The organism is Paenibacillus whitsoniae (assembly GCF_003955665.1).
GTDB lineage: Bacteria > Bacillota > Bacilli > Paenibacillales > NBRC-103111 > Paenibacillus_E > Paenibacillus_E whitsoniae.
On sequence record NZ_RXHU01000033.1, the window covers coordinates 23,741 to 49,197 of the forward strand.

At 55.1% G+C, this 25,457-nt stretch carries 21 protein-coding genes and 1 riboswitch; of the genes, 5 read left to right on the forward strand and 16 right to left on the reverse strand.

Translation table 11 applies throughout. The annotated features are described in order from the left end of the window. Positions 1-117: 117 nt before the first annotated feature. From EJQ19_RS12210 to EJQ19_RS12245, 9 genes are all read right to left on the reverse strand, one after another. Positions 118-5,448 carry a hypothetical protein gene (locus tag EJQ19_RS12210; protein WP_126141505.1) on the reverse strand — a complete coding sequence of 1,777 codons (5,331 nt, stop codon included), beginning with the start codon at positions 5,446-5,448 and terminating at the stop codon, positions 118-120. Positions 5,449-5,484: 36 nt separating this feature from the next. After that, positions 5,485-5,934, reverse strand: coding sequence for a phage tail protein (locus EJQ19_RS12215; RefSeq protein WP_126141506.1), 450 nt, complete (start codon positions 5,932-5,934; stop codon positions 5,485-5,487). A gap of 15 nt (positions 5,935-5,949) precedes the next feature. Beyond that, a complete protein-coding gene (locus EJQ19_RS32955; protein WP_338143330.1) occupies positions 5,950-6,123 on the reverse strand; it encodes a DUF6760 family protein in 174 nt (57 codons plus the stop codon). Positions 6,124-6,143: 20 nt separating this feature from the next. Beyond that, complete coding sequence (locus tag EJQ19_RS12220; protein WP_126141507.1) at positions 6,144-6,515, reverse strand: phage tail assembly protein; 372 nt, start codon at positions 6,513-6,515, stop codon at positions 6,144-6,146. Positions 6,516-6,600: 85 nt separating this feature from the next. Beyond that, entirely contained in the window at positions 6,601-7,035 is a 435-nt protein-coding gene (locus tag EJQ19_RS12225; protein ID WP_126141508.1) for a phage tail protein, read from the reverse strand. A 43-nt stretch (positions 7,036-7,078) separates the two neighbouring features. Continuing rightward, complete coding sequence (locus EJQ19_RS12230) at positions 7,079-8,812, reverse strand: phage tail sheath family protein (RefSeq protein ID WP_126141509.1); 1,734 nt, start codon at positions 8,810-8,812, stop codon at positions 7,079-7,081. A 124-nt stretch (positions 8,813-8,936) separates the two neighbouring features. Then, positions 8,937-9,755 carry a DUF2012 domain-containing protein gene (locus EJQ19_RS12235; RefSeq protein ID WP_126141510.1) on the reverse strand — a complete coding sequence of 273 codons (819 nt, stop codon included), beginning with the start codon at positions 9,753-9,755 and terminating at the stop codon, positions 8,937-8,939. An 8-nt stretch (positions 9,756-9,763) separates the two neighbouring features. Next, positions 9,764-10,342, reverse strand: a complete 579-nt coding sequence (locus tag EJQ19_RS12240) for a Pvc16 family protein (protein WP_241242866.1) — start codon at positions 10,340-10,342, stop codon at positions 9,764-9,766. Positions 10,343-10,516: 174 nt separating this feature from the next. Further along, a complete protein-coding gene (locus EJQ19_RS12245) occupies positions 10,517-12,718 on the reverse strand; it encodes an ATP-binding protein (protein WP_126141511.1) in 2,202 nt (733 codons plus the stop codon). A gap of 173 nt (positions 12,719-12,891) precedes the next feature. On the opposite strand from EJQ19_RS12245, the gene EJQ19_RS12250 reads away from it, so the two are divergent. Next, a complete protein-coding gene (locus EJQ19_RS12250; RefSeq protein WP_126141512.1) occupies positions 12,892-13,992 on the forward strand; it encodes a GGDEF domain-containing protein in 1,101 nt (366 codons plus the stop codon). Positions 13,993-14,061: 69 nt separating this feature from the next. Here the strand turns inward: EJQ19_RS12250 and EJQ19_RS12255 are convergent, their stop codons facing one another. Then, positions 14,062-15,252, reverse strand: coding sequence for a Gfo/Idh/MocA family protein (locus tag EJQ19_RS12255; RefSeq protein WP_126141513.1), 1,191 nt, complete (start codon positions 15,250-15,252; stop codon positions 14,062-14,064). 243 nt (positions 15,253-15,495) lie between these two features. Between EJQ19_RS12255 and EJQ19_RS12260 the strand changes: the two genes are divergently transcribed. The 3 genes from EJQ19_RS12260 (at position 15,496) to EJQ19_RS12270 (ending at position 18,099) form a co-directional block, all read left to right on the forward strand. Further along, entirely contained in the window at positions 15,496-16,302 is an 807-nt protein-coding gene (locus EJQ19_RS12260; protein WP_206438409.1) for a sugar phosphate isomerase/epimerase family protein, read from the forward strand. A gap of 132 nt (positions 16,303-16,434) precedes the next feature. Further along, positions 16,435-17,343: an AraC family transcriptional regulator gene (locus EJQ19_RS12265; RefSeq protein WP_126141514.1), complete on the forward strand. Its 909-nt coding sequence runs from the start codon at positions 16,435-16,437 to the stop codon at positions 17,341-17,343. 108 nt (positions 17,344-17,451) lie between these two features. After that, complete coding sequence (locus EJQ19_RS12270) at positions 17,452-18,099, forward strand: SOS response-associated peptidase (RefSeq protein WP_126141515.1); 648 nt, start codon at positions 17,452-17,454, stop codon at positions 18,097-18,099. Between the two features lie 21 nt (positions 18,100-18,120). Here EJQ19_RS12270 and EJQ19_RS12275 read toward each other — a convergent pair whose 3' ends face one another. From EJQ19_RS12275 to EJQ19_RS12285, 3 genes are all read right to left on the reverse strand, one after another. After that, entirely contained in the window at positions 18,121-18,579 is a 459-nt protein-coding gene (locus tag EJQ19_RS12275; RefSeq protein WP_241242867.1) for a DUF1284 domain-containing protein, read from the reverse strand. 89 nt (positions 18,580-18,668) lie between these two features. Next, entirely contained in the window at positions 18,669-19,244 is a 576-nt protein-coding gene (locus EJQ19_RS12280) for an NUDIX hydrolase (protein ID WP_126141516.1), read from the reverse strand. Between the two features lie 239 nt (positions 19,245-19,483). Next, positions 19,484-20,896 carry a hypothetical protein gene (locus EJQ19_RS12285; protein WP_126141517.1) on the reverse strand — a complete coding sequence of 471 codons (1,413 nt, stop codon included), beginning with the start codon at positions 20,894-20,896 and terminating at the stop codon, positions 19,484-19,486. A 278-nt stretch (positions 20,897-21,174) separates the two neighbouring features. Here EJQ19_RS12285 and EJQ19_RS12290 point away from each other — a divergent pair, with 278 nt between their 5' ends. Continuing rightward, positions 21,175-21,390: a hypothetical protein gene (locus tag EJQ19_RS12290; protein ID WP_126141518.1), complete on the forward strand. Its 216-nt coding sequence runs from the start codon at positions 21,175-21,177 to the stop codon at positions 21,388-21,390. A 535-nt stretch (positions 21,391-21,925) separates the two neighbouring features. On the opposite strand, the gene EJQ19_RS12295 is transcribed toward EJQ19_RS12290, so the two are convergent. The 3 genes from EJQ19_RS12295 to EJQ19_RS12305 all read right to left on the reverse strand — a co-directional run bounded on the left by EJQ19_RS12295 (position 21,926) and on the right by EJQ19_RS12305 (position 24,964). Then, positions 21,926-22,726, reverse strand: a complete 801-nt coding sequence (locus tag EJQ19_RS12295) for an AAC(3) family N-acetyltransferase (protein ID WP_126141519.1) — start codon at positions 22,724-22,726, stop codon at positions 21,926-21,928. 94 nt (positions 22,727-22,820) lie between these two features. Further along, entirely contained in the window at positions 22,821-23,081 is a 261-nt protein-coding gene (locus tag EJQ19_RS12300; protein WP_126141520.1) for a YqkE family protein, read from the reverse strand. Positions 23,082-23,128: 47 nt separating this feature from the next. After that, positions 23,129-24,964 (reverse strand): APC family permease, encoded by a 1,836-nt coding sequence (locus EJQ19_RS12305; protein WP_126141521.1) that lies wholly within the window; start codon positions 24,962-24,964, stop codon positions 23,129-23,131. Positions 24,965-25,062: 98 nt separating this feature from the next. Further along, positions 25,063-25,214, reverse strand: a riboswitch (cyclic di-AMP (ydaO/yuaA leader). Between the last annotated feature and the right edge of the window lie 243 nt (positions 25,215-25,457).

Genomic DNA, 25,457 nt, shown 5'->3' on the forward strand with positions numbered 1-25,457 from the left:
TTTGTGGCAATAACTTACTTTTGGGGCGGAATCAACCTTGAAACCTGCGTTTTCACAGGCATTCTCGCCAAAACCGCATCTTTGTAGAAAACTCCTGCCGATTTGCAGGCATTTCAGTCAAAAGCCCCGGCGCTGCCGTTCGAACCGCATCTTTTTCTCAATTTCACGGAAAACCCGATCCGCGATCTTGGAAATATCGATCGGTGGCAGCTGCTTGATCAGTTCCTGCACCTGCTGTTCCGTCAACTCCGGCGGCGCTTGCGGGGCCTGCGGCTCCGACGGGTTCTCGGGCTCCGCACGCTTCGTGCTCAGCCAGTCCAAATCGAGCGGCGCCTCGGCCAGCGAACTGATTGGCGATTGTTTATGCTCCAGAATTGCGGCCAGCGATGCCGGCAGTTCAGCAGCGTTTGGCGGCTGTCCCATCCCCACGTTCGGGGATAACTGAATTTGCTCGACTGGCACCGTGTGCATCAGTGCACTTGCAGATGCCGGCGTGATCGCCGTGCGCTTCGTCTGCAGCTGCATGTCCGCGGGTGCGGACGTCAGCAGCGGTGACGAGGTGGCAGCCCCGGACGCAGTCATGCTCTGTGATGCGGCAGCGCTGCTCGGCAGCGAAGGGCTCTGCGCCGTGATCATCGGCGCAGAGGACGTGATCGGTTCGGTGCCGGTGCTGGCGAGGCGGCGCGGCATCAATGCGGCGCTGCTCGTGAGTGCGCCTGACGTTGACGACTGAAGCAGCGCCGGGCCGGACGCGCTCATTCTCCGTGATGCAGAGGTGCTGCTCTGCGGCGGTGTGCTTTGTTGTGCCGTGATCAGCGGCACATTGGACGTGATCGACTCTGTGCCGGTGCTGGTAAGCCTGCGCTGCGTTATTGCGGCGCTGCTCATTGGCACGCTGGATGTTGATGCAGTGATCAGCGGCGTTGATGATTCTGAGACCGCGCTGCCTTGGCGGCGAGGGATCATTGCGGTGCGGCTCGTTAGCGCACCGGTTGATGCGCTGCTCAGCGGCGCTGTCGCCGCTGTTGGTTCCATCCCCGCGCTGTCTAGGCGACGCGAGATAAGTCCGGCTCGGCTCGCGAGAACGCTAGCCGGTGATGCACTGCTCAGCGGCGCTGTCGCCGCTGTTGGTTCCATCCCCGCGCTGCCTACGCGGCGCGAGATGAGTCCGGCTCGGCTCGCCTGCGCGCTAGCCGGTGATGCACTGCTCAGCGGCACTGACGCCGCTGTTGGTTCCATCCCCGCGCTGCCTATGCGGCGCGAGATGAGTCCGGCGCTGCTCGCGAGCGCGCCGGGTGATGCTGCGGCACCGCTTCGCTCGGTGCCAGGGCCCGCTTGCCGCTGCACCTGCGGTGGCAGCGGCTGCATGCCCTCACTGGCGGCGCTCGGCGCGCCAGCCAACCGCCCGGCGGCGCGGCCGATGGCCGCCGCCTGCGTCAACCTGCCCGGCCCGAGCGCGGGCAGGCTGTGCGCCCCTGCGGCCTGGACAGCAGCCGCAGCACCGAACTCAGAGCGCTGCTGTGCAGCCGCGTTCAAGCCCCTCGGCTCGGCCAGTGTCAAGCGGGACGCTTGCCACCGGCTCTCCGAGCCGGACGTCCCCCGCAGCGGCGCGCGCTCGCGGTCGGCGGCGCTCCCACGCCGCTGCAAGTGCTCGGCTTGCGCCGTACGCCACATGCCTTGGCTGCGCTGCGCTGCGCCTTGCTCAGCCCCATGCGGCGCAAGGGGGCCAATCCCCTGAAACCGCACCGCGAGCTCTTCACTCAGCGAGCTCAAGCTCCTTGCACTGCTGCGCAGCGCAGACTCGCTCGCCTGCACGTGCATCCGGTGCAGCAGACTCATCTGTTCAGCTCGTTGCGATGGGATTAGCGTCCCTTGTGCAACGTGCTTGGTACTCTCTTCCACTTGTCTCTGCAACCATGCAGGCCGGTTCTCTTCATCCTCCAACGGCTTGCTATCGGCAAACTGTAGTCGGACAGCCGAGCGTTCTATCGCTTCGGGTGAATCTATGTGATCCTGCTGCAATCCTGCATCCTCGATCATCTCCGAAGCCCGAGCAGGCAGAACAGAACCAGCCACCGTATTCCCTTGCCGATCTGTAGTCTCCGGCGCACTTCCTTCCGCCTGAGGTGCCGATCCAGCATCGGAAGTGCGCTCAACAACCGTGCGATTGTCAGCTTCGGCGGACCGCAACACTTCCTGCACCTGCTCGAGCAACTCCGCAGATACAGCGTCTGATGCCGGAGCGCTTCTTCGCGCCTGTACCATACTGACAGGTGCTGTATCCTGCTCTTGAATGCGCTCAGCCGCAGCATGTGCCTGCTCGCTCTCCTTCAGCGTTTGAATATCCGCTGCGCTTCGTCTTACGAAGCCTCCTTGCTCCACACGCCCGGCGCGCAACGTGAGCTGCGGTCTCGAGCCTAGAAGTGGGCTGCTTCCATCCGGACCGGCTTCCCTTCTGGCGAGAAGGCCTTCTCGCAGCTCCGGATGGGTGATGGAATCCCGCCTTGAGGAGATCCCTGAATCTTGCTTATCTGCAAAATCAGGCACTCCTGCCCGACTCGCATCAATTCTGCGCTGGATCGCTGTACGCTGCATTCGTACGCGCTCTACGTTCGTCAACTCGCCGTTTCTACGGACAAGCTCGAGCGATTGACGATACGAAGCGGAGGAAATGGGCGCCCTTGACGCTTCGTGTATCTCTGTACGGCTCGCTTGACTTGTCGCCCCTGGAGCCGAGCCATTCTTCACTTGCTCCGGATTGGAACGCGTTTCCGCAACCGCCGGCCTCTCGGCTAGTGCCTTCGACGGTTGCGACGCCATGCGCTCACTGCGCTGCATGACTCGCGCCGCCAGTTCGTCGGCCTGAAGCCCTGCCGTGTGGAGCTGCACAGTTGCCTCCAGCCGTTCCGCAGCCGAAGGCGATACCGCTATACCGGTTCGCTGTTCAACTGGCGTTGCCACATCCGCCTGCCGAAGCTGGCGTTGTACATTGTCTACCATCCCCGGCTGTGGGGAAGGCGACTGGCCTTGCTTCCGGAACAGAAGCGAGCCACTTCGCGTTCCAAGCCCTGACGCAGACCGTATGCCGCTCACCAGTGTCCGCTCACCGGCCATCTGCCTGTTCTTCGCTGCAACTGCCACAGCCAGCTCACTTGCCGGCAGACGGTTTGGCGCAACATGCAACGCAATACCGTCCTGCTCCACCGCCTGACTTCCTGCGGATACCGACGATGTCTTGACTGAATCGCCCAGGCGCTCGCTTGCTTTGGCCAATACGCTGGAGGCAAGATCGCCCCGAAGCGTTTCTTTCTTTGCAACTGTTTCTCTAGTTTCATATAAAGCTGTTTCAGCTTGTGGAGTGCTATTATCAATACTTCTAATCGACGAATCGTTAGAAGAGGATTGTCGTTGCCAGGTAACGAGCTGCTGCATCGCGTTCTCATTGCTCTGGATTTTCCGCACCGAGGACAGGGAATCACCTAGGTGATGCTCCGTCATTTTTCTAAAAATACGGTTCGGATACGTCGCCAGCAAATCTTCACGCTTTACTTGCGCTGCGGCTCTTCTTGCTATGGGCGGGCTTTCTTCTGCAGAAGGAGACATCCAGCTGCCAGTGCCTTCGCTTAATTGTTCGGCAATCGGTGCAGGCTCATTTGCCTTCGCAGCCATTGCGATACGTTCTTGATGAACGGGTTCAACGATCGGATGCTTCCGAGGCCGACCACGCTTTCTTTTTACAGGCTGTTGTTCGAGCTGTCCGGGCCTGTTTGCCTGATCTTCGCGTTCCATCATCGAACGTGGATCTGGTAAACTGCCCTCTTGGCTCGCTTGCAGGTTAGTTTGATGACTTGCTTGATGATGACTTGCTTGTTGTTCTGCAGCTTGCTCATCCGCTTGACTCGCCGGACGAACCCACACCGCTGCCGCTTGAACCGTCTCAGATTCCAACGGACTTTCAATTCCCCGTTCTCCTTGGGACACTGAGCTGCCATTCACTTGCTGTCGATGGGTCATCACTGAAGAAGCAGCTTGCATAAACCTTGGCACACGCGAGGTTAGACTTACGGCATTGATCGGCAAAAGTTGATTGCTTGTTGCCAAATACCCTTGTGCCATCGAAGCAGACGGGCTGCTTGCCGGTGGCGTTAATACTGAACTTGCATGTAATTCTCTATCAGACGCTGGCTGCTGAATGCTTGCCGTCTGGCCCTCCGTGTGCTTCATCAGCAAACTTTGGATAAATTGGACCGTACTCGGCACTTCCCTATTGGAGAAAGGGCCTTCCCCTAACTTCCAATCCCCCTGCGACGCATTCACTTCGGCAGGTTGACGCCCTACCGACATATCCATCTCAGGCGAGATTGTCGCATTCAGGCTCACAGAACCTTGTTGCAATCTCGGCTTCGCGATGTGCTGCAGCAATTGCTTAGCAGCATGTAAAATCGTTGGTTGCCCTTGCCGCGAAACCTTGGCGCCAAGCGCCCCTAACACACTTTGCTGCTCATACGCACTTAGACTTCCGTTTTGAAACTCCGCCATCCACTGCGATGCACGACGTACAGCCTCCACATGCTGTGCCACGTTCACCTGATTCATGACCGTCTTACGCTGAATCTCTCTCTCTCCCATTTGAAGAGATGCGGGTCCATTAGCTTCGCGAACAGCCTGTCTGAGCCATACTTGAAAGGGACTTTGCAGCCGTCGATCCGTGCCCAAGCCGCGATTGTCCTTACTCTGATCAGACGCTTGTTCTCTGCTGCCGATGATGCCATGCCTCAGCATGCCGATCGAAGCGGCAAGTTGCCCAATCGCACGCTGCGTTATCGATGTGCGATGATGATTAACTACGTTAACTACCGGCTGCTTCATCGTCACGTGATGATGATTCACGACATGAACTTTTTTCAGCGCAGCCTGCGTTTCTTGCTCAAATCTTGCGCGCCGTTCCTCCAGATCCCTCTTGCTTGGACGCCCGCGTTTTTTCGTCTTAGCTTCATCTCCCACAGGAGGAGGCGATGCCGGTGCTGCTTGCGCATGCTCCACAGGAGCCGCTGACCTCGATGCAGACTGTATCGGACGCTCGTGTCCGCTCTGCAGGATCATCTGCTGCAAGTGTTGAATCGTGCGCTCTTTGGTAATCAGCGGAGGCGATTCCGGATGCTGCAAACTTTGCAGCTGCAGTTCCAGCTGCAGTACCCAAGCTGGATCGCTGGAAGCGCCAAACTTGGCGAATTCCTTGTCGGACAGCCAGCCTTTTTCCTTAAAGATAAGGGAAAACATGCCCAAATAATTACGCTGATCCCAGCCATACTTGCCCATTAAGCCGCTTGCAAATTGCTTCGAGGACCTGGAGACCCGATCCATCGGAGCCGGCATCTTGCTTGCGGTGAAACGTACGGGAGCCTTATTACTCTTCCCTCGGGATTTATGCGATTGTCGAGCTTTCATCAATCATCACCTCAAGCAATCCCGGATGAACCCCCGCTATTTTTTAAAAATCGTCTTCAAGCCCTCATGAACAAGCTCAATCGACTCCACCGCCACATTCACACTGGTGGCATTCAAATCTGGACCGTTCCATTTTACCGGAAATGCGCGCGTGAATTCCCAACGGCACACTTCATCGCCCAGGGCGTTGTTTAAAATAATCGAACCGTTTTTCCGCTTGATTTTCCCTTGCGCCGCACTATTGTACCAATCCCAGAGATCGCTCGAACTCGCAATCCCTCGCTTGAGCACAATGTTGGGGGTCTTGCTGTGCTGCACCATATAATGCGGGTGCGTGTTCACGCCGCCTTCCCACAATGGTTTCACTTCAATCTCCGACTTCATGCCGGTGACCTCCGAGAACCCCCCGGCTTCCAGACCGTCAAGCTCGACTTTAAAACGAAAAGCACCGCTGATATTGCGCAGCTTGGAAGGATGCGTGCTCATGTCTTCATTCCCTTCTTACCGAAACACATCGAACGGATTATCGGACGGTTTCTTGCCTTCTTCGTTCAGATTGCGGTTGATGCGGGAGATTTCCTCGCACCATTTACGGCGTTCACGGTGTTCCATCGCCATGATCTCGTCGTGCGGCCAATGGAAATAGTACGCGATAAAGCCTACTTCCTCATAGATTTTCTCTACAGGATAGCCCGTTACGCCCTCTCGTCCAAAAAAGACACGTCCACGCTAAACTCATGCTCGCATTTCGGGCAGGATGTGTGAACACGAGGCACTTCCATTTCGTTAATTTGCCGGTAAAAATTTTGCAGGAACGCGAGGTCCGCCGTGAAAAGCTTCTCGATCACACGCGTATCGATCGCACGCAAATCGCCCAGGCTCGTAATAACCCGCGTCAGCAAAATGATCGTCAAGTACCCTGGATTTTGCTGTACCCGCTGATCGCGCATCGGCAAAATTTCGTCGGCCGCCGTCGCCAACCGCATAACGCCGCGTTTGTGCAGCGTGCCGTTGTCGTCTACGTAGCCTCTAGGAAGTTCAAACTCGTATTCTGTCTTGAAAGCCATGATGTCGGTGCCCCCTTAAGGTTCAAATTAAAAAGAAGAGTCAGGTACCGGAGCTTGCCGCCCCGGCACCTACTCTAACCTCGTCTTACTTCGTGCGCGTCATGCCTTCGTGAGCAAGCTCCAGGCTCTCGATCGCGACTTCGTTCCCTGTACCTTTAAAGCTAGGTGCGGAGTACTTCGTCGGCCAAGCTTCGATGACTTGCCATGTCGCTACGTCAGCGCCTTCTTCGTTGATCGCGATGATCGTAACTGTTTTACGGGAGATCTTGCCTTGAATGGACTCGGACATCCAGTTGTACATATCCATGGAGTCCGTAACCCCCCATTTCAATGAGATGTTGCCGTATTTAGCCAGACCCGGAAGCTTCCGGGCCGTGATCGTTTCGTTGCCTTCACGATACTCGATAACCGCCAAGGATGCGTCGAACCCGGACACATCGCTGAAACCAGCTTGTTGAATACCCTCTACTTCCACTCTAAATCTAAAATTGCGGTATGGATCCCTACGTTCGCCAGCCATATGATACCCCTTTCGTCAATATGTGAAATATCGTAACGTCAGACTATTCTTCTCTTGTTTTCTGTGTAATACGGAAGATCACGAACTCGGCAGGTTTTACCGGAGCGACCCCGATCACACAGATGAGGCGGCCGTTGTCAATGTCGTCTTGCGTCATTGTGCTGCGGCCGATGTTGATGTAGAACGCCTCGGAAGGACTTCCGCCCATCAGTGCGCCGTCTCTCCATACACGCGTCAAGAACGCGTCAATCGTCCGCTGAACACGTGCCCACAGCTGCTCGTCATTCGGTTCAAATACGACCCAGTTCGTGCCGTTTTTGATCGACTCTTCAATGAAGATGAACAAACGTCTTACGTTCACATATTTCCACAGTCCGTTGGAAGAGGTTGTGCGAGCGCCCCATACGCGAATGCCTTGACCGGCAAAATGACGGATCAAGTTCACGCCTTGCGGGTTCAGGATGTCTTGCTCACCTTTGTTGTATTGGCAATCCAGACCAACGGCACCGCGTACGACTTCGTTCGCAGGCGCTTTTTGTACACCACGAGATTGGTCGGAACGGGAGTAGATCCCGATGACGGAACCGGATGGCGGAATGTAAATATTGCGCTTATCCAGCGGATCGAACACTTGCAGCCACGGGTTGTACATCGCTGCATAGGAGCTGTCGAAAATGTTGCGGTGCGTCATCACATCGGCAACCTTCGTTTTCTCACGCGGAATATCGAGCACCGCGAAGCGGCTGCCCAAGTTCTCGCAGTGTGCAACGAGCGACAATTGTACCGTAGGCTCCGTTACACCCGGAATCGCCATGATGGAAACAACATCGTTGTCGATAAAGGATTGAATGCCTGTACGTTTGCCAGGACCGCGGTCTACACCCATGAAAATATCAGGCGTTACGTTCGCAATGGAACCGTTGCTGCCGCCGGAAAGCGCGATTTGGAATTTGCCGACAGACTCGTCTTCGCCGGAGAGCACCTCGAAAGGAGCAATTGCACCGAGATCTTTGCCTTCGGTCAAATCTTTCACCTGAATGATGTTGGAACGGGCAATGATTTTCTCAACGTGGTTCGCCGCCGAAATGTTCAAAGACACTTTCTCGTAAGTTTCCGCCTCGTCACCGTAGAAAACGTGCAGCGTGAACTCGCAAGTTGTAAGCACTTTGCTGGCCAGCAAGCCGCCGTCAACAACATCGCCATCCAAAGCGTCAGACAGCTTGATAATGTTGTCTTGAGAAGAAACAACTTTGCTGTATTGCTTTTCGCCGGCTGCTTCGAAAGCGACAACGTCGCCAACGTTAAAGCCTGCATTATTTTTGACGCGATATTCTTTTTCGCTCAGCACTTCGTAAATTTGCGTTTTCGCTTTGCTCGAAGGCAGGACGACAACGCGCACTTGGTTGCCCCAAGTACCTGGGTTCTTCGACGTAATGTTCAGAATCGCCGCTTCTTTGTTGCCGGCATCTTGGTTGCTCGCCACTTTGGCATCCGTAGGCGCTACGCGCATTACGAAGCAGCGGGAACCGCCATTCAAGAAGAAATGCTCAACAGCGTAAGAAAGGAAACGGTACTCGCCAAACTCGTTCTCGGACAGATAGCTGCCGAATAAACGGTGGAAATCGGCTACGCTTGTAACCAGCTGCGGTACGCCCTCGATTTCCCCTCTTTGCGCAAGCCCGATAAACCCGGCCGTACTTGTGCTTGCACCCTCAAGCGGTTGTGCTCCGCTGTCAAACTCTTCCACATAGACCCCAGGTGATAAATAGTCAGCCATTGTTCCCCAGTTCCGTCAGCGGACACGATCTCTTGCTCATCATGCTGACCTCTGACATGAAACCAGTTCTCTCCTTTCTGCTTGTCATTTTTTGTATAGAAGATGGACGTATCCATTCTACTAATTAGCGTTGCGTGAGACAGACCGTGCCCAGATTCGTCGTTGCGCCTTCGGCGACGGCAACCTCTTTGATCACTTGCTGGCTTGCCGATCCGTATGAAATCATTAAATCGGCTGTAAAGTCCGGAATGCGATTCCCCCGGAAGGCAATAACCACCTCTCCCCGCTCTGTGCTTCGCGTCATCTGCACGGGCATCAGCAGCGCGCCTCGCGCGTACGCCTTGGTCAGCTTGTCCATCAGCCGAAATCGTTTCTGATGCTCCAGCACCTCGGCAATCCGGATCATTTCCTCGGATGCTTTGCCCCCCCGGCCTCGAAGCAGATAAGTGTCGCCAGCGAGCACTCCGCCTGTAAAAGAGCCAAGCGTCAGCTCCTCGCTGCCGCGTTCGGCCTGCTCCGTCATTAATCTGGCGCGTGCGCCGTCTTCCGACTGCACGACCGCCTGCAGCTCCGCGCCTTGCAGCGGGGTTCCTGCGCTGCTGTGCAGCATCATTCGAATCAATGGCGTTCCGGGTGAAAAAGGGTAAGAGGGCTTGGGACTGAGCTGCACGACCGCAATCGCATTCGTGCTGCCGATGGAGATGCGCACTTGCTCCTGGAAGTAATACTCGCTCGTTACCGTAGCCAGATACGTGCCAGGCGTTAAATCATTAAATATATAGGAACCGTTCGTTTTGCGAATCGCTTTCGAACGGGTGCCCTCGAGGTGAACGGTGGTTGTGTTGCCTAGGGGAGACTGAGAAGTGAGTGAATCGACAACGCCTACAACCAGGGAAACGCGGGATTTTAAATGAGACACGCGAAGCTGTTCCATGTGTTCCATAGATCCCCCTACCCTTCAACGCGAAAATCGGTTTCAGTAACTCTTTTGGTCGTTTTAATGCGAGTCGAATCAATATATACAGGACCAACCGTATAACTGACGGATAACCGGTAAGGCGTATCGGCGAAATTCCACAAGTTCGTGAGGCTCTCGCCTTTAAAAGGCTCCATGACGATGCGGACTTCTTCATCCTGCTCGGCCAGCGTACCAACGGTCTGCGACCCGCGAAGAATCGAATTGTCGTACAGCACCTGCATCGCCCTTCCCAGAATACGGTGCTCGTCGAGCGCCCTGGACTGCAGTTCCGCAGGCGATTGCACTGTCAGCAAATAGCTGAGATCGACGACCATCGGTGGAAACTGGATCTGGTCGGTGCCTCTGGACACCATGTGGGTTTGACGATTTGCACCGCTTTCACGCACGTTGAACAAAAAGAGCGAGAGATAAAAATCGCCCTTATCGACCGGTGACGCAAGCCCTATCATTTCCGGCTGCGGGATCGGATCAGGTGTCATATTTTCTCGAAGAAGCTTGATTAATGACGCGCTGACATCGGCGATGACAGAATAATTGCCTATGGGAGTCAACTCCTACCACAAAATACCTATGTATGTGTTGAAATGATGAGTAATATGTCATATTCTGTACCTTTTTCTATTATAATTGCAAACGCGAGAGATGACTATAGTATTTTCAAATAAAAAAAGAAGCCGGCCCCCCCATTGAACAGGAAACCAGCTTCATAGATTGCTATATCGGATTTAGTAGTCCTCCCACTCCTGTTTGGCAAGAATTTTGCCGGATTTCTGTAGTTCGTGGCGAATCGAACGGATGATGTGTCCCATGTTGATGGACACGCCCGCCTCCGCAGCCAGAAACGCCGAGGACAGCACCACGTTCTTAATATTTCCCCCGGCAATCTCGTAGCGCTGCGCCAAATATTTGAAGTCGACTTCGTCGCTGAGCGGCGCGGACGGCGGGAACATGGAACGCCATATTTTCTCCCGATACTCGCTGTCCGGAAACGGAAATTTGATAACATAATTGATCCGCCGCAGAAACGCTTCATCAATGTTGTTCAGCAGGTTCGTCGCCAGCACGGTGATGCCCTGGTATTCCTCCATCTTTTGCAGCAAATAGGCCGTCTCGATGTTCGCATACTTGTCATGCGAGTCCTTCACTTCCGACCGCTTGCCGAAGAGGGCATCCGTCTCGTCAAAGAACAGCACGGCATTGCTCATCTGCGCCTCGGTAAAAATCTCGTGGAGATTCTTCTCCGTCTCCCCGATGTACTTGGAGATGACCTGGGACAGGTCCACCTTGTACAGTTCCAGCTGCAGGTCGCCGGCGACGACCTGCGCCGACATCGTCTTCCCGGTGCCCGGCGGGCCGGCGAACAGCATGCTGAGCCCCTTGCCGTAGGCCAGCTTCTTCTCAAATCCCCACTCGCTGTAAACGACACCGCGATATTTCACCTGGTTGCAGGCGTTGCGCAGCTGATCCTTCTGCTCCGGTGCGAGGATGACATCCTCCCACTTGTAGCGCGGCTCGATGCGCGTCGCCTTGCGCTCCAGTTTGTGCTGCACCTGCTGGTAGCACGCCCGATAAAGCGCGTCGCTGCGCAGCGACGCGCCGGGCTCTCCGGCAGGGGCCTCGCCCTGCCAGGCCGAATAGCCGCGCGCGAGCTCAAGCGCGCGCCGGATCTGACCCGGGGTGAAGCGGAATTTGCCGCTCATCACCCGGGGGTCCAGCCCTGCGCCGACGCCGAGCTCATCGGCGTACGTGCGCCACAACCGTTCCCGCTCCCGCTCGTCGGGAACGGGCAGTTCATGCTCAAGGAGGAGCCGCTCCTTGGGCTTCCAGCTCAGCCGGTGATGCGCACCGGCCAGCAAAAACACGGTGCCGCCGTAGCCGTCCAGCACCTCGTGGAACTTCGCGAGCCGCTGCTGGGCGGCGAGATCCGGCTCTTCGGGGTAGAGCTGTTCCAGGCGCGTGAAGCACAGCATCGCCTGGTGCAGGATCGCTTCGCGCACGATGACGCGGATGCGCTCCTCGAAGTGCTCCGCGTGCAGAGTTACCTCCGCGAGATCGGCCACGAGCAGCGGCCGGTTGAAGTGGCGGCTGAGATGCTGCACGTGCAGCTTTTTGCCGGCGCCGGCGTTCCCCCACAGGTGGAAGGCCAAGCGCTTCCGCTGCTCGAGCGGCTGTTCCAGCGCCTCCGTGATGAACCGCCGCAGGCGCTCCTGAAAGTCCGCCTGCACGAGCAAAGGCGGGATCGCCTCGTCCGGGTAGACGATGGCGACGCCCGGCTTCAGCTTCGGATCGAGCTCGCCAGAATCCAGCAGGAAGGCGATGATCCGCTTATCCAGCTGCACCGCCCTGGAAAGCAGCGTAGGGCCGTTCATTTCAAGCAGCTCGCGGTTCAACAAATAGCGCGCCAGCCGGCCCTCCGGCAACTGAAACGTCGCCCGCGCCGCACGCATGTCCTCCGGCGTGCGGCAGGCGACCTGCAGCGCGAGGCTGACGTTTGGCGTTTTGGCTGTCAAATCGTCCTGCAAAAATCCGAAAATCCGTTCATACTTCCGGTCAAGCTCTACCGCCAGCGCCAGCAGCACGACCCGCTCCTCGATCGGGGAGAGGCCGAATACCTGTGTCAGATAGGCCAGCGGCAGAAAAACGCCCTGACGGCGGCTCTCTTCGCGTCTGGCCGCAATTGCCTGCTCCATATCCCGGATGGCGGCCAGATAGCCGGCATCCTCCTCCTCCAGGTAATCATACAAATCGGCCCCGCCGATCAGGCGGAGAAACTCGTCTTCCGACACAAACATCCCGCGAAAAGAATCCGTCTGCGGATCCGGCGTCAGGAGCTGACGTTTCCGGTAGATCAGCTCCAGCTTTTTTTCGAGCAGCGACAGCTCGTCCTTGTAATGCTCCCAGGCATGTCCATATTGATATGCAGCCATAATCCTCCTGCCGACGTCTTTCTATCATTTTTTCCTGTAAACGCCTATTGCCAAATTCAATTAACTCATCTACTAAACTACTTGCTAAATGAGGGTGGAATTCTTTACAATATTCCTATAAGGTGCCAACAAGCACATGACCCATGCCCTGAAAGGAACGTGGCCTCCCCTTAATGGAACAAATCCCTGCTCATGATCCTGTTTGGAATCGCAAACTGATTTCCATGCTTTGGTGGATTTTGCTTACTTATGAAGTCGCTTCATTGCTCAGCCTGCTCGTGGAAATCGTGCAAGGCGAGAACTGGCGGCAAACCCTTCTACCGTTTCACGTTATCCCGACCGTTTTCCAGCTTGGCATCATGGGAGTCGGCTATCTTGCTATTCATAGATTAAAATCCTACAGTGATTTTATCATGATTATATGGACGATGACCATGGCCTGTGTGTTTATCCTCAGTATTCCGGAGTTGTCGAACAACTACGCGGTGCTATGTATACCGATTCTACTTTCTTCTATATATTTCCAGAAAAAATATATCGTCTTTGCCTCCAGTCTCGGCATCGCCTGCTTTCTGACGCTCACACTGGTGCAGACCTTCTCCGGCATTCAGGTAACCGCTTTTGATGTGATCGTCGGTTTGACGGTAATGCTGGCGACGACGCTGCTCTGCTTCTCGATTATGGAGCGAGGACTGACGCTGATGCAGAAATTAAAGGAATCCGTCGTCCGCGAGCAGGATTTGCTGATTCGCAATGTCATGATCGATCGCCTCTCCAAAGTGGACGCACTGACGGAATTATTTAACCACCGTTCGTTCCAGGAGCACGCGGATCACCTGATCTCGCACATTCCGCACGATACGCCGCTGGAGCTGGCACTCATGGATATTGACAATTTCAAGCTGATTAACGATACGTACGGCCACTGGGTGGGCGATGTCGTCCTCAAGACGGTCGGTTCGCTCATTCAAGAGGTGCTCGGCCCTGACGATATGTCGTTCCGTTACGGGGGTGAGGAGTTCGCCGTGCTGTTCGTGGGCAAGTCGGCGCAAGAAGTACTGGGGATCTGCGAAAAAATGATGGCGCTCATCCGATCCACCGTCATCCCGGAAATGCCTGGACACAAGTTGACGATGAGCATCGGCGTCGCCACCTACAACCGCAACACGATGAAAAAAGCGTGGTTCCAGCTTGTCGACGAATGCCTGTACAAGGCGAAGCGGAACGGCAAAGACTGCATTTATCGGCATCAGGCGGAGCCCCATGTGAGCTAAACCGCTGCAGGGAGCCTCGCATCAAAGAAAAACGCAAACACCCAGCCTCCACGGCTGGGTGTTCTGTTATCACTTGGAGAAGGAAGCATTCATATCCTCCGACTCCACGCTGACAGCTTTCTTCTTGACATATTTCGAGCCCCGGATTCGCTCCTGCAACTGAGCCTCATAAGCATTGCCGTCCATCGGAAGCTCGACCGTTTGACGGGTGAAGGAGGACAGCATAATGGCATTCGCCAAGGTCAAGCCATGGATCCCTTCCGTTCCATGGGCAACCAGTTCCGCATCTCCGTGATGGATCGCACGGATGAACTGCTCGAACACCACAGGGTGGTTGCTGGGCACGTTCCGGTCCACTGGAATTTCAGTATACCACGTTTCAATATTATCAAACCTGGTGGGCGTATTTTGAATGTGATCGATCATCGAGACTCTGCCCTTATGCAGCACAAGTGTATCCTTCTCATACACCAGGGTCCCATACTCACCTACGATTTCGAGGCGGTTGGTTCCCGGCGACTCCGCCGTCGTGACGATAAAATGGCCGACCATGCCGTTCTCATGCTCCAAATAAGCGGTGACCTCATCCTCCACCTCGATGTTGTGGTACTTGCCGATATGCGCGAAGCCGTGAACTTGCGCCGGCATGCCAAACAGCCACTGATACAAGTCCAGGTTATGCGGGCATTGATTGGTCAGTATCCCGCCACCTTCCCCAGCCCAGGTTGCGCGCCAGTCTCCGCTGTCGTAATACAGCTGGGAGCGGAACCACTTCGTATTGATCCACGTCGCCCGCATCAATCTGCCCAGCTCGCCGCTGGCCACAATGTCCTTCAGCTTGCGGTGGAACGGCAACGTTCTCTCCTGGAACATGATGCCGAATACCAGGCTCGGGTTCGCCGCTTTGGCTTCTTCGTAGGCGACGATCATCTTGGTCGCGTCGTTGATATGAACGGCAATAGGCTTCTCACACAGCACGTGCAGGCCCCTGCGGAAAGCTTCTATAGCAATCGGGGTATGGTCGTAATGCGGAACGCTGATAATGATCGCATTGAGCCCCGATTGGTCGAACATCTCATTCACATCGTAAAACGCGGTGGTGTTCAGTACAGCAGCGTATTCATCCGCCTTACTCCGGTCTATATCGCAGATCCCGACAACTTCAACCTCTTCAGCCTCCTTCAAGATCGGAACATACATTCTAGTTCCGATCGCTCCCAGGCCGACGAGGCCTATTTTTACTTTTGGCGGTGCTCCCATGGTCGGACACTCCTTTAAATAAAGTGATTTGCTGATGCTTATTCTCTATTCTAGTGTGCTTCGACAAACGGCCCCATCCATTATCTTTGGACAAAGGTAGACTATTTTTCGTTTCTCACACTTGCCCCAAAATGTCCAAAAATACGCTATATCCTTCTGAAAATAGTGGATATTCTCTCCCCGCCCGGCTTGCTAAGCTAGAAGATGATCAGCTAAAAGCCATCTATATTACGGAGGAGATCCATGATGAAAATTGCCTTTCAAACTTTGGCAACCCCGAATTGGACGTGGGAGCACACGTTACATGAAGCGAAGTGTTTGGGCTTTGACGGTATTGAGCTTAGAGGAGTCGAGGGTGAAATGTATCTTCCGCGTGCACGCCCGTTTCTTTCGGAGAATCTGGAACAAACCATCCGAGGTCTGGAGGAGCATGGGTTGGAAATATGCTGCCTCGATACGTCCTGCTCGTTCCATCAACCGGATAAGTATGTCGATGCCATTCAGGAAGGGAAGGATTCGATTGATCTGGCGGTGAAGCTGAAGACGCCGTATATCCGGGTGTTCGGTGACCGGCTGCCGCAGGAGGTTGCTGCTCAAGATACGATAGCCAGCATTGCCGCCGGACTGACCGAGCTGGGGCGCTATGCGGAAGGAACGGGCGTTAAGGTGCTCCTGGAAACGCACGGCGATATCAACAATTACACGGTGATTACCGCCATCCTGGAGCAAACGGCGAGCACCGCCGTAGGGGTCTTGTGGGATTTTGAACATCCCTATTTGCACGGGGAAGAACCCGAGGCTACCTGGGCGCAGCTGGCTCGCTATATCAAGCATACGCATGTGAAGGACGCGATCAAGCACGAAACAGGCAAAACCCTCACACTGATCGGCGAAGGAGAAGTTCCTGTAGCCAGAATCATAGGCTTACTGAAGGAGAATGGCTACAACGGTTGGCTGTCGCTGGAATATGAGAAGAAATGGGTTCCAACCCTTGAGGAGCCTGAGGTCTCGCTGCCGGCTTATATGGCGTTTATTCAAAAGCACTTGTAAGTTCGCACGAATACAAACAGGGCTGTTCCCAATATAGGGGACGGTCCTGTTTGTTTTGGAGAAAAGCATCCGGATGTCCAAGCTTATGGTAAAATCAAGAAGAACCGCGCTATCGCAAAGGAGTACGCCAACGTGTCCTATTATCGGTATAAAGAATTTATGGACGAGCAGTTTCCATTCAAAATCGCCGTCAAAAACAATGCCGCCCTTCTCGGCAACCGGCAGCATGCCCATGAATATTTTCAAATCTGCTATGTGATCAAAGGGACTGCCCTTCATAATGTCAACGGAATGAAAGCTACGCTCATCAAAGGCGATTTGTTCTCCATCCCGCCTAACTATGAGCATCAGATCGAGCTGCTGGAGGGCAAAGAAGCCGAGATCGTCCATATCGATTTTATGCCGTACCTGCTCGATTCGAGCCTGCAAGGGCTGACCGACATGGAGAGCTTTGTCAACTTCGCGTTTATTCAGCCCTTTGTTGCTATGAACGACCGGCTGCTGCCCAAGCTTAATTTGACTTTTAACGGACAGCGGGAGACGGAGCAGTTGATCGCACGGATGTTGCAAGAGCGGGAACGTCAGCAGGACGGCTACACGTTGATGGTCAAATCCAATCTGCAGATGCTGCTCGTGATCGCGGGGCGCGAATATGCGGAATTTCTGGAACAAAGTGCGGAGAAGCAGCACGTTCAAGCGAACCGCAAGCATTTTGAAAAAGCGGTCGACTACATCGAAAGTCATTATATGCATGAAATCAAGCTGCAGGACGCTGCCGCCCAAGCGACGATGTCTCCCGCTTATTTCAGCACGATGTTTAAGCTGCTCAAGGGCAAATCGTTCATCGAATATGTGAATGACATCCGCCTTTCCGAGGCCATGAAGCTGCTCAAACAAACCAGCCATAGTATTGAACAGATCTCCTACCGGATCGGCTTCAATCATTTGACCCATTTTCACCGTATGTTCAAGAAAACGACTGGACTTACGCCGGCTGAATACCGAAAGCAAAGCAAGCCGGATAACCCGGACCTATTGTGACGCTAGATTCCGCTGCGGCCCGGTGCCGTGGTTTTTTTTTACATACAAGCGAGTGAAAAAGAAAATTCTGGCACATACTAACCAAAATTTGCAATTGAGGTGATTCGTATGTGTCATTCCATCGCCATTTTGGCTGAGGTACAGGATGTCATGAAGCAGTTTCGTGTAGATCGGCTGCTGTCGTATAATTCCACCCGTTACGAGGTGAAACCTACCGAATCGGTTTCTGCCATCATGGTTAACCGTAAAGGCGAACGAATTTTGGACGAGTTCCGTTGGGGGCTGATGCCTTTTTGGGCTAGAGAGGCGGTGTGCGGAGAGCGGGATTCCATCTTCAGCAACCCCACGTTTGAACGCATTGTGCGCAAGCAACGGTGTCTCATTCCATGCAGCGGCTTCTATATCGGCGTTCCCGAGGGCAAAGACACGACATGGATCCGGGTCAAAATGCGCAGCGGCAACTTCGCCATCGCTGGCTTGTACGACGTGTGGCGCGCCCCGTCGGGCGAGGAGGAGCTTCGCACCTGCATGATGCTGATGACGGAAGCAAACGATGTCGTCCTTCCATATCAGCGCAGCATGCCGGCGATTCTGGACAGCGAGCAAGCCGAAGCTTGGCTTGCGCCGGAGCAAAAAGACAGCCGCCAGCTGCGCTCGCTGCTCCGCCCGGTCGACGATCTGCTGATGGTGTCCAGTCTCCTGGGCTCCGCCCAGGAGAAACTGGACATCAGCGCAGATGTGGGTGTGCTGGCGTAGTTCCGCAGGCTGGCGTGAAGCTCAGCGTTTGGCGACAGGCGGCAATGCGCCGCCTTCGCCAATGATGCGTACGCCGTCAGCGCAGACGCCGTACGGCTCCCAGCGGCAGGTCGCGCACAAGTGATGGATGTCGGAGGGTTTCATCCGCTCCGCAACCTTTGCGCAAATGTCGGCCCAGCTCCGCTCCATGCCGACCTCCATGCCGACGACGGCGGCGATCTCCGCGTCGCGTGTGTACACCGTGCGGTTCTCGCAGTGCTGTTCACCCTCTATGGGATGAAACGCGCACAGGTCGTCCGGCCCCAACACGAGACGGATCATCGTCTCCGGCTCCTCGCGCAGCTGTTCGTAGACCGCCGTCATATTTTCGCAAAAGGCATCCGAATAGCCCATGCCTCTGTAGCCAAGCAGACAGAGCAAGTGATGGCCACGCAATTGAATAGGCATCGCGATCCTCCCTTTCGATGTTATCTTGTACATTATATTCGCGCACACACCAAAAACAGACCTCGTCCACTTCAGCAGCCGACGCACGCCGGCCTCACGCGGATTAGGTCTGTTCTCGTTTTTTACCTTTGAGGCTCTGCCGGGGTGCGGAACAAGCCGTAGCCGTCCATTTTGACAATAGGCTCTTTATCTGCCAACAGACCTTCCCCTTCGGAATTCAGCGCCACATCGATCAGCCATTTCGTAAAATCGGCCACCGGCATCGACGCCATCTCCTCGAGGGAGTAAAAGCCCGCTGCGTCCACTTCGACCCCGTCCGGCTGAGGTGTCCCCCCGATATATTCCATCTCGAATGCAATATAGACATTGTGAATGCTTCGCGGCAAATCCCGTACGGCGACAAGGCGCGCCACTTTCGCTTCCACACTGGCTTCCTCCATCACTTCGCGTTCGATCGTATCCGAAATAAGCTCATGCTGCTCAATGTAACCACCAGGGTTTGTCCAGCGTCCTTTGCCCGGCTCTTGCGCTCGCCTGACGAGCAGGATTTTACCTTCATTCATGACTAAAGCGCCGACACCGATGCTATAATTCCCCCAGTGCACAAAGGTACATACCGTACAAGCCCGGCGTACCGTGCCGTCGATGTCGCGGCTTTCCATTTCTGCCCCGCAGTTCATGCAAAATTTGGCTTCCATTCTCTCTCATCTCCATTAGGTTGTAGGCTGTATGGTTAGCTTACTGCGTGTCCCCGTGAAAAGCAACCGCTGCGCCAAAACCGCTCACGCCTGCCTGAAGCCGACTTGCTTGTCTGCCAGCTTTGGCGTTCCTGTGTCCAACATGGGCCGCTTTGGTCACCATCCCGTCCGCTCAGGTAAAAAGCCCCCGCTTCCGCGAGGGCCTTCGTTACTGCCTAACTTGCTGACGCACAGTCCGCCTACACCAAAAACATCGCCACGACCGTCGTCACCGACAGGCCGAGCAGCACAGGCACGAGATTCCGTCTCGCCAGCTCGAACGGACTCACGCCGCAGATGGCCGCCGCCGGGATCAGCGCCCACGGGATCAACGTGCCGCCGCCGACCCAGATGGCGGACACTTGCCCGAGCGCCGTGAGCACCGGTGCGCCGGAACCGATGGCGGTCGCGAACAGCTGCGCGACCGAGCCCGCGAGGGAGATGCCGGAGAAGCCGGAGCCGTCGAGGCCCGTGATCGCGCCGACGACGGAGAGCGTCACTGCGCCGACTGCGCCGTTCAACGGCACGACGCCGGCGAGCGCGACGCCGAGGTCGTTGACGATGCCGTGCGAGCCCTCCGGCAGCACTTTGCCGAACAGATCGGTGAACGCCGAGTCACCGAGATAGAAGAAGGCCGCAATCGGGATGACCGGCCCGAACACTTTGAAGCCGAAGACGAAGCCTTCGATGAGGTAGGCGGTGATTTTTTCGATGCCCTCATTGCGATGTGAAAGCAGTGTCACAGCAATAAGGATGAACACGGCGGTGCCGCCAACGAGCGCCGTTGCGTCGCCGCCTTGCAGGTTCAGCACGAACATGGCGACCACGTCGAGCGCGAATAGAATCGGGATGAGAATGGCCAGGAGCTTTCTGAGGCCAGGCGCCATGTGCAGCCTGGTGTCAGGCTCGGTGGAGAGCAGCCCGCCGGGCTCTTCCATATTTTTGTCCACGAGCCCGCTGCGGAACGTGCCTCTTTTGAGATCTCGGCGCATGAGCCAGAACGCCGTGACCGTCGTGACGACGCCCATCACGATAACGAGTGGCACGCTCGCTTCCATCACGGATGCGACCGGCAGACCGGCTGCGTCCGCCGTCAGCTTCGGCGCGCCTTGAATAATGTAGTCGCCCGATAGCGCGATCCCGTGGCCGAACAAGTTCATCGCCATCGCTGCGCCCAGCGCAGGCAGGCCCACACGCACGGCGACCGGCAAGAGCACCGCCCCGATCAGCGCAACGCCCGGCGACGGCCAGAAGAACCACGAAGTCACCATCATAATAATCCCGATGCCCCAGAACGCGAGCGCTGGCGTCCTTAAGAACTTGGTCAGCGGCGCGACCATCGTTTCGTTAATGCCGGTGCGAATGAGCACACGGCTCATCGCGACGATAATCGAGATAATCATAATCGTGCCCATGAGCTCTTTTGTCGCATAAATAAAGCTGTTGAACACCCCTGACACGGACCCGCTTAACGTTTCCGTCGCCAGCAAGCCCAACGCAAAAATCCCGACCACACAGATCATCGTCGTATCCCGACGCTTGATCAGCAGGGCCAGAATGAAGCCAATAAACACCAGATAGACCCAATGAATCGGCAGAAGCTGAATGTCCATCCTGCATCACGCATCCTCTCAGCCAAGCAGCATTTTGTTGCTACATCGTATGCGTGAATGGGCGCAGGCGTTCGTCCCGTGAGGTGTGGTTATGACAGCGTTATCAAAAATATTTATGACATGAAGGATAGTCTTGGTGGACCCCCTCCCGAGTGAGCTGTGACTGCGACGAAAGCAGCGGGCAGAAACAGGAGCTATCGCGGACGGGGAGCCTCTGGTTCTCTCTTGTGGTACAATAGAGAGATATTATCGATATCCCGAGGAGGCGAACCGCCGGCATGGCAAGAAATCAAAGATTAGTGACGGACGCGGATTTCCAGGAGGTCGTGGACCGTCAGGCTGTCGTGCGCGTCTTCAAAGACGACCATATCGTCGATTCGAACGCGCTCGTTCTCCGCTTTAGCGACACGACCGTCGTCGTGCAGACGCGCGTCAGCGAGTTGACGTACTACGACCGGCACGCGTGCGAGTTTTTTGAGATGAAACGGCGGTAGGGGGGTTCTGCAAATGAAGGCGGTGTGCTAGCCGGTTCGTGGAGAGGGAAACTCAATTCGTCACCTGATTGAGACTGCGATCCGTCTGTAGTACCTTGGACGGTTGCATATTGACGTGGCTAAGAGGGGCCAGCCCCCGTTAAATGATCAAATTGTGGCAATTTGAGTGAATTAGAAGGGGCTAGCCCCTCTTAAGAAGGCTAAAATGACGCTGACTGCGGGAATTTGGCGTAGCTAAGAGGGGCCAGACCTCGTTAAATGGCCAAACTGGGGCAATTCGAGTGAATTAGAAGGGGCTAGCCCCTCTTAAGGAGGCTAAGACGACGCTGGATGCGCAGGAATTAGCTTCTCCACTCGACAAATCAAAACTCCACATAAAACGGCTGCAGGTCCTCCTTCAAGCAGTATTCAATCCCACACTACCACCATTCCCCGCATGCTACCATAGAACATAACTAACGATTCGCTCACAAAAGCCTCATGCACCGCGCCTGTCGCAGCGTGCCTTCCTCCTCGCAGTCGAGTCGTGACGGTTTTAATCTTGTTTTAAATAATGGCTTGCAAAATCGACCGCATCCCGCATAGCAAAAAGCGCGCATGTCGCGTTGCCTATACGGCCCCGCTTTAGACCACGTTCCGATTCAAAGCGTTCCCCGATTTCGGCAAAATGACCGGAATCGTAAGCGAAATCCGTAAACCATTCCCAAGAACGCTCGCCATCCACATACATCGCCGTCCCCATTCGTTTGGTTGGCATATGCGCCCACCGTGTCTCTGCGAGATGAAAGCTCGTACAGGAGTCAAACCCTACGCCGAGCAGCAACACCTTAGCGCCCAACTCGTAAAGCTTGCCGAGCGGGGAATCCTCCCCAAATTGTGGCGTTAGGGGGTGCTGTGCCACGACAGCGTCCGCATATTTACCATTTGCACAGAAGGAAACCTGCGGGTGCTGAGATCTTTTCGTTCCTGGAAATGATCTGAACAATTCTGCAATGTGCCCCATTCCTCTCGTTGGCGTTATGGCAGCATCAAATGCGGGCATTTCATTGTAAATCGTATCCCACCATTCTTGTGGGACAGGCGGATTTCCCCATTCAGCAGGGTCGCTCCAATCCCCGCTCTGAGCAGGCATAACCAACGTGCCTTCATCGCCTACTGACCTTAACAGGGCTTGCACAACGGCCTGAGCCCCACCGCAGACCCACCCCATGCTGGAAAGTGACGCATGCACGAGCAGCGTGTCCCCTTTTTGGATGCCCAACTCCTTCATTTCCCGAATCATACTGCTTACGGTTATGGGTGCCTTCGTTTGGTTAATAATCTCTTGTTCCTTCATGTTTTAGTCTGCTCCTTTTAAAAATTTCCGGCAACGTTCCCTGGGAACGCCCTCACAAAGCAAAAGAGGCGCACCCGCGCGCCTCTCGCAAACCTTACTTATGCTTTCGCCAATCCAAGTCACTCTTGGAAAGCAAATGGCCAAAATCATTCTCCAGCCGCTTCTCTTCGGCCTTCCGTGCAGCCTCCGCGCGCGCGCGTTCCGCATCCCGTTTGGCTTGCTCATCGGCTTTCATCGCATCCGCCTGCGCTTTCAGGCCAGCCAACACCTCAGGCCGCAGCAGGTCCTTCAGCGTTGCCGGTTTATCTTCCACGCTGGGTGCAGCGGGGGTTACTTTTCCTCTCTTTTTCACCATGCAGGGTTCACCTCAAATCATACAGTTGTCCCCTCTATTGTACACCGCTATTGATGCAAATGATACGGCACGGTCGCCACGACAATATCCTTGTCGGCTTGCAGCTTGGAACGAATCCGTGAAGCCGATTGGTTGTGCAGGAGGCGGTGCCACCATTTTTTCGGAATGAATTGGGGCAAAATCACCATGATCGACTGCTTCTCCGACACATGCGTGTCGATGCGCTCGATGAATTCCGCCAACGGTTTCAGAATCGTCCGGTACCGGGATTTAAAGACGACAAGCCGGACACCGGGGTCCCAGACCTGCCATTTTTCCTGCATCGCCTCCTCGTCCTCGTCGGAGAAGGAGACATAGAACGCAATGACGTTCGGACTCAGCGACTTGGCGTAATTGAGCGTCTGCGCCACCGCGCGATGGATGCCTGCGACCGGTACAATGATGACCGGCTCTTTGGTGCAGACACGCTCCTGCACAAGATCGATGCGCAGCTGATTGGCGACGTCGTCGTAATGGCGGCTAATTTTAGTGATCATCAGCAGCATAATCGGCGTGACCACAATGACGATCCAGGCGCCTTCACTGAATTTGGTCATGCAGAAAATAATTAACACCGCTAACGATACCAGCCCGCCCAGCCCGTTGATGATCAGCTTGCCGACCCAGCCGGAGACGCGCTCGCGGTACCATTTGCGCACCAACCCGCTTTGGGCCAGGGTAAAAGAAAGGAACACGCCGATCGCATACAGCGGGATCAAAGCGTCCGTTCTCCCTTTAAAGCCGATCAGCAGCAAGCTGGCAAGGGCGCCCAGCGTAATGATGCCGTAATTGTACGACAGGCGGTCGCCGCGGAACGAGAACATTCTCGGGAAGTTTTTGTCCTGGGCCATGATGGACGCCAGAATTGGAAAGCCGTTGAAGCTCGTGTTGGCAGCAAGCACCAGAATGAGCATCGTCGCGATTTGTGTGGCGTAATACATCACGCCGCGGCCGAAAGCTTGCTCGGTCACCATGGACAGCACCGATGTATGACCCTTCGGGTCCGGTGCGATACCGTACGCCAAGGAGATCAACGTCACACCGCCGAACACGATAGCCAGCAGCGTGCCGAGCGAGAGAAGCGTACGTTTTGCATTTCGCACCGAAGGTGTGCGAAAATGAGGTACGGCGTCCGAGATCGCCTCAATGCCCGTTACGGCCGAGCAGCCGGAGGAGAAAGCTTTTAACAGAACAAACAGCGTTAAGGAATTTGTCGCTGCATTCGGCTCAAAGTTAATCGCATGCGTATTCATACTGCCGGTCAGCAGGTCGAACAGGCCTTTGCCGACGAGCAGCAGAACGCAAAATATAAAAAAGTACGTCGGGATCGCAAACACCGTTCCAGACTCGGACGTGCCGCGCAAGTTGAGCCACACCATGATCCATACAAGAATAAGCGCCAAAGGTACGATATACGGTACCGCAGACGGAAATGCCGACGTAATCGCCTGCACCCCTGCCGAAATCGAAACGGCTACGGTCAGCGTATAGTCGATCAGCAGCGAGACGCCGGTCAGCCGTCCCCAGGACATGCCCAGGTTCTCCTTCGTCACCATGTATGCGCCGCCACCTTGCGGATACGCCTCAATGACTTGCCGGTAGCTCAGCACCAGCAGCATAATCAGGGCGATAATGGAAATCGCAATCGGCAGCGAAAAGGCAAACGCCGCAGCGCCGACCGTCGCCAGCTCCAGCAAAATTTGCTCCGTCCCGTACGCAACGGACGATAAAGCGTCGGAGGAAAGGATCGGCAGCGCCTTCCAGACCTGCATTTTTTCCGATTCCAGCTCGCTGGATTTCAGCGGTTTGCCAAACACGATTTTTTTTAATGAATCACTTGTCATGCGCGGATGTTCCCCCAATGAGTTCTTAGTGTTTGGTCTAAGAGGCAAAAATGGACGCAAAAAAACACAAGGATCGACCTTGTGTTTTGGGCACAGTTCTCCTCTCTCACGTTCGCTTACGAGGTTAGCTGTCGGGTTCGGGCCGCGAGAAATCTGCCCTAAACAGTGCCTGAATGCAGCACCGTTACTCACCCCATGAATTGCGTGGTTCCCCCGCTTTTCTTCACAGAAAATTAAGCGACATATTCAGTTGTCAGGTACGGACCCAATACTACTCTCTTCTTTGTCCATAGTAAAGGTGAGAATCGCGTTAAAAAGTTTCGTTCCCTATCTCCCACTCCTCATTAATTCGCTTACATGCCAATGACTCTTTCATTATCTCTCGTTTTCGCAGCTGATCGCAGTATTTTATGTTTTTTTACTTGCTTGCCATTCTTATATGAAAAAAAATAACCGGATTGACACCCTCTAAACACCATGCTAAACTGTTACA

What these genes read in the sequence shown, in the direction of transcription:
- EJQ19_RS12210 (WP_126141505.1), bottom strand. Translation starts at nt 5,448, where the DNA reads ATGAAAGCTCGACAATCGCATAAATCCCGAGGGAAGAGTAATAAGGCT.
- EJQ19_RS12215 (WP_126141506.1), bottom strand. Translation starts at nt 5,934, where the DNA reads ATGAGCACGCATCCTTCCAAGCTGCGCAATATCAGCGGTGCTTTTCGT.
- EJQ19_RS12220 (WP_126141507.1), bottom strand. Translation starts at nt 6,515, where the DNA reads ATGGCTTTCAAGACAGAATACGAGTTTGAACTTCCTAGAGGCTACGTA.
- EJQ19_RS12225 (WP_126141508.1), bottom strand. Translation starts at nt 7,035, where the DNA reads ATGGCTGGCGAACGTAGGGATCCATACCGCAATTTTAGATTTAGAGTG.
- EJQ19_RS12230 (WP_126141509.1), bottom strand. Translation starts at nt 8,812, where the DNA reads ATGGCTGACTATTTATCACCTGGGGTCTATGTGGAAGAGTTTGACAGC.
- EJQ19_RS12235 (WP_126141510.1), bottom strand. Translation starts at nt 9,755, where the DNA reads ATGGAACACATGGAACAGCTTCGCGTGTCTCATTTAAAATCCCGCGTT.
- EJQ19_RS12245 (WP_126141511.1), bottom strand. Translation starts at nt 12,718, where the DNA reads ATGGCTGCATATCAATATGGACATGCCTGGGAGCATTACAAGGACGAG.
- EJQ19_RS12250 (WP_126141512.1), top strand. Translation starts at nt 12,892, where the DNA reads ATGGAACAAATCCCTGCTCATGATCCTGTTTGGAATCGCAAACTGATT.
- EJQ19_RS12255 (WP_126141513.1), bottom strand. Translation starts at nt 15,252, where the DNA reads ATGGGAGCACCGCCAAAAGTAAAAATAGGCCTCGTCGGCCTGGGAGCG.
- EJQ19_RS12260 (WP_206438409.1), top strand. Translation starts at nt 15,496, where the DNA reads ATGATGAAAATTGCCTTTCAAACTTTGGCAACCCCGAATTGGACGTGG.
- EJQ19_RS12270 (WP_126141515.1), top strand. Translation starts at nt 17,452, where the DNA reads ATGTGTCATTCCATCGCCATTTTGGCTGAGGTACAGGATGTCATGAAG.
- EJQ19_RS12275 (WP_241242867.1), bottom strand. Translation starts at nt 18,579, where the DNA reads ATGTACAAGATAACATCGAAAGGGAGGATCGCGATGCCTATTCAATTG.
- EJQ19_RS12280 (WP_126141516.1), bottom strand. Translation starts at nt 19,244, where the DNA reads ATGGAAGCCAAATTTTGCATGAACTGCGGGGCAGAAATGGAAAGCCGC.
- EJQ19_RS12285 (WP_126141517.1), bottom strand. Translation starts at nt 20,896, where the DNA reads ATGGACATTCAGCTTCTGCCGATTCATTGGGTCTATCTGGTGTTTATT.
- EJQ19_RS12290 (WP_126141518.1), top strand. Translation starts at nt 21,175, where the DNA reads ATGGCAAGAAATCAAAGATTAGTGACGGACGCGGATTTCCAGGAGGTC.
- EJQ19_RS12295 (WP_126141519.1), bottom strand. Translation starts at nt 22,726, where the DNA reads ATGAAGGAACAAGAGATTATTAACCAAACGAAGGCACCCATAACCGTA.
- EJQ19_RS12300 (WP_126141520.1), bottom strand. Translation starts at nt 23,081, where the DNA reads ATGGTGAAAAAGAGAGGAAAAGTAACCCCCGCTGCACCCAGCGTGGAA.
- EJQ19_RS12305 (WP_126141521.1), bottom strand. Translation starts at nt 24,964, where the DNA reads ATGACAAGTGATTCATTAAAAAAAATCGTGTTTGGCAAACCGCTGAAA.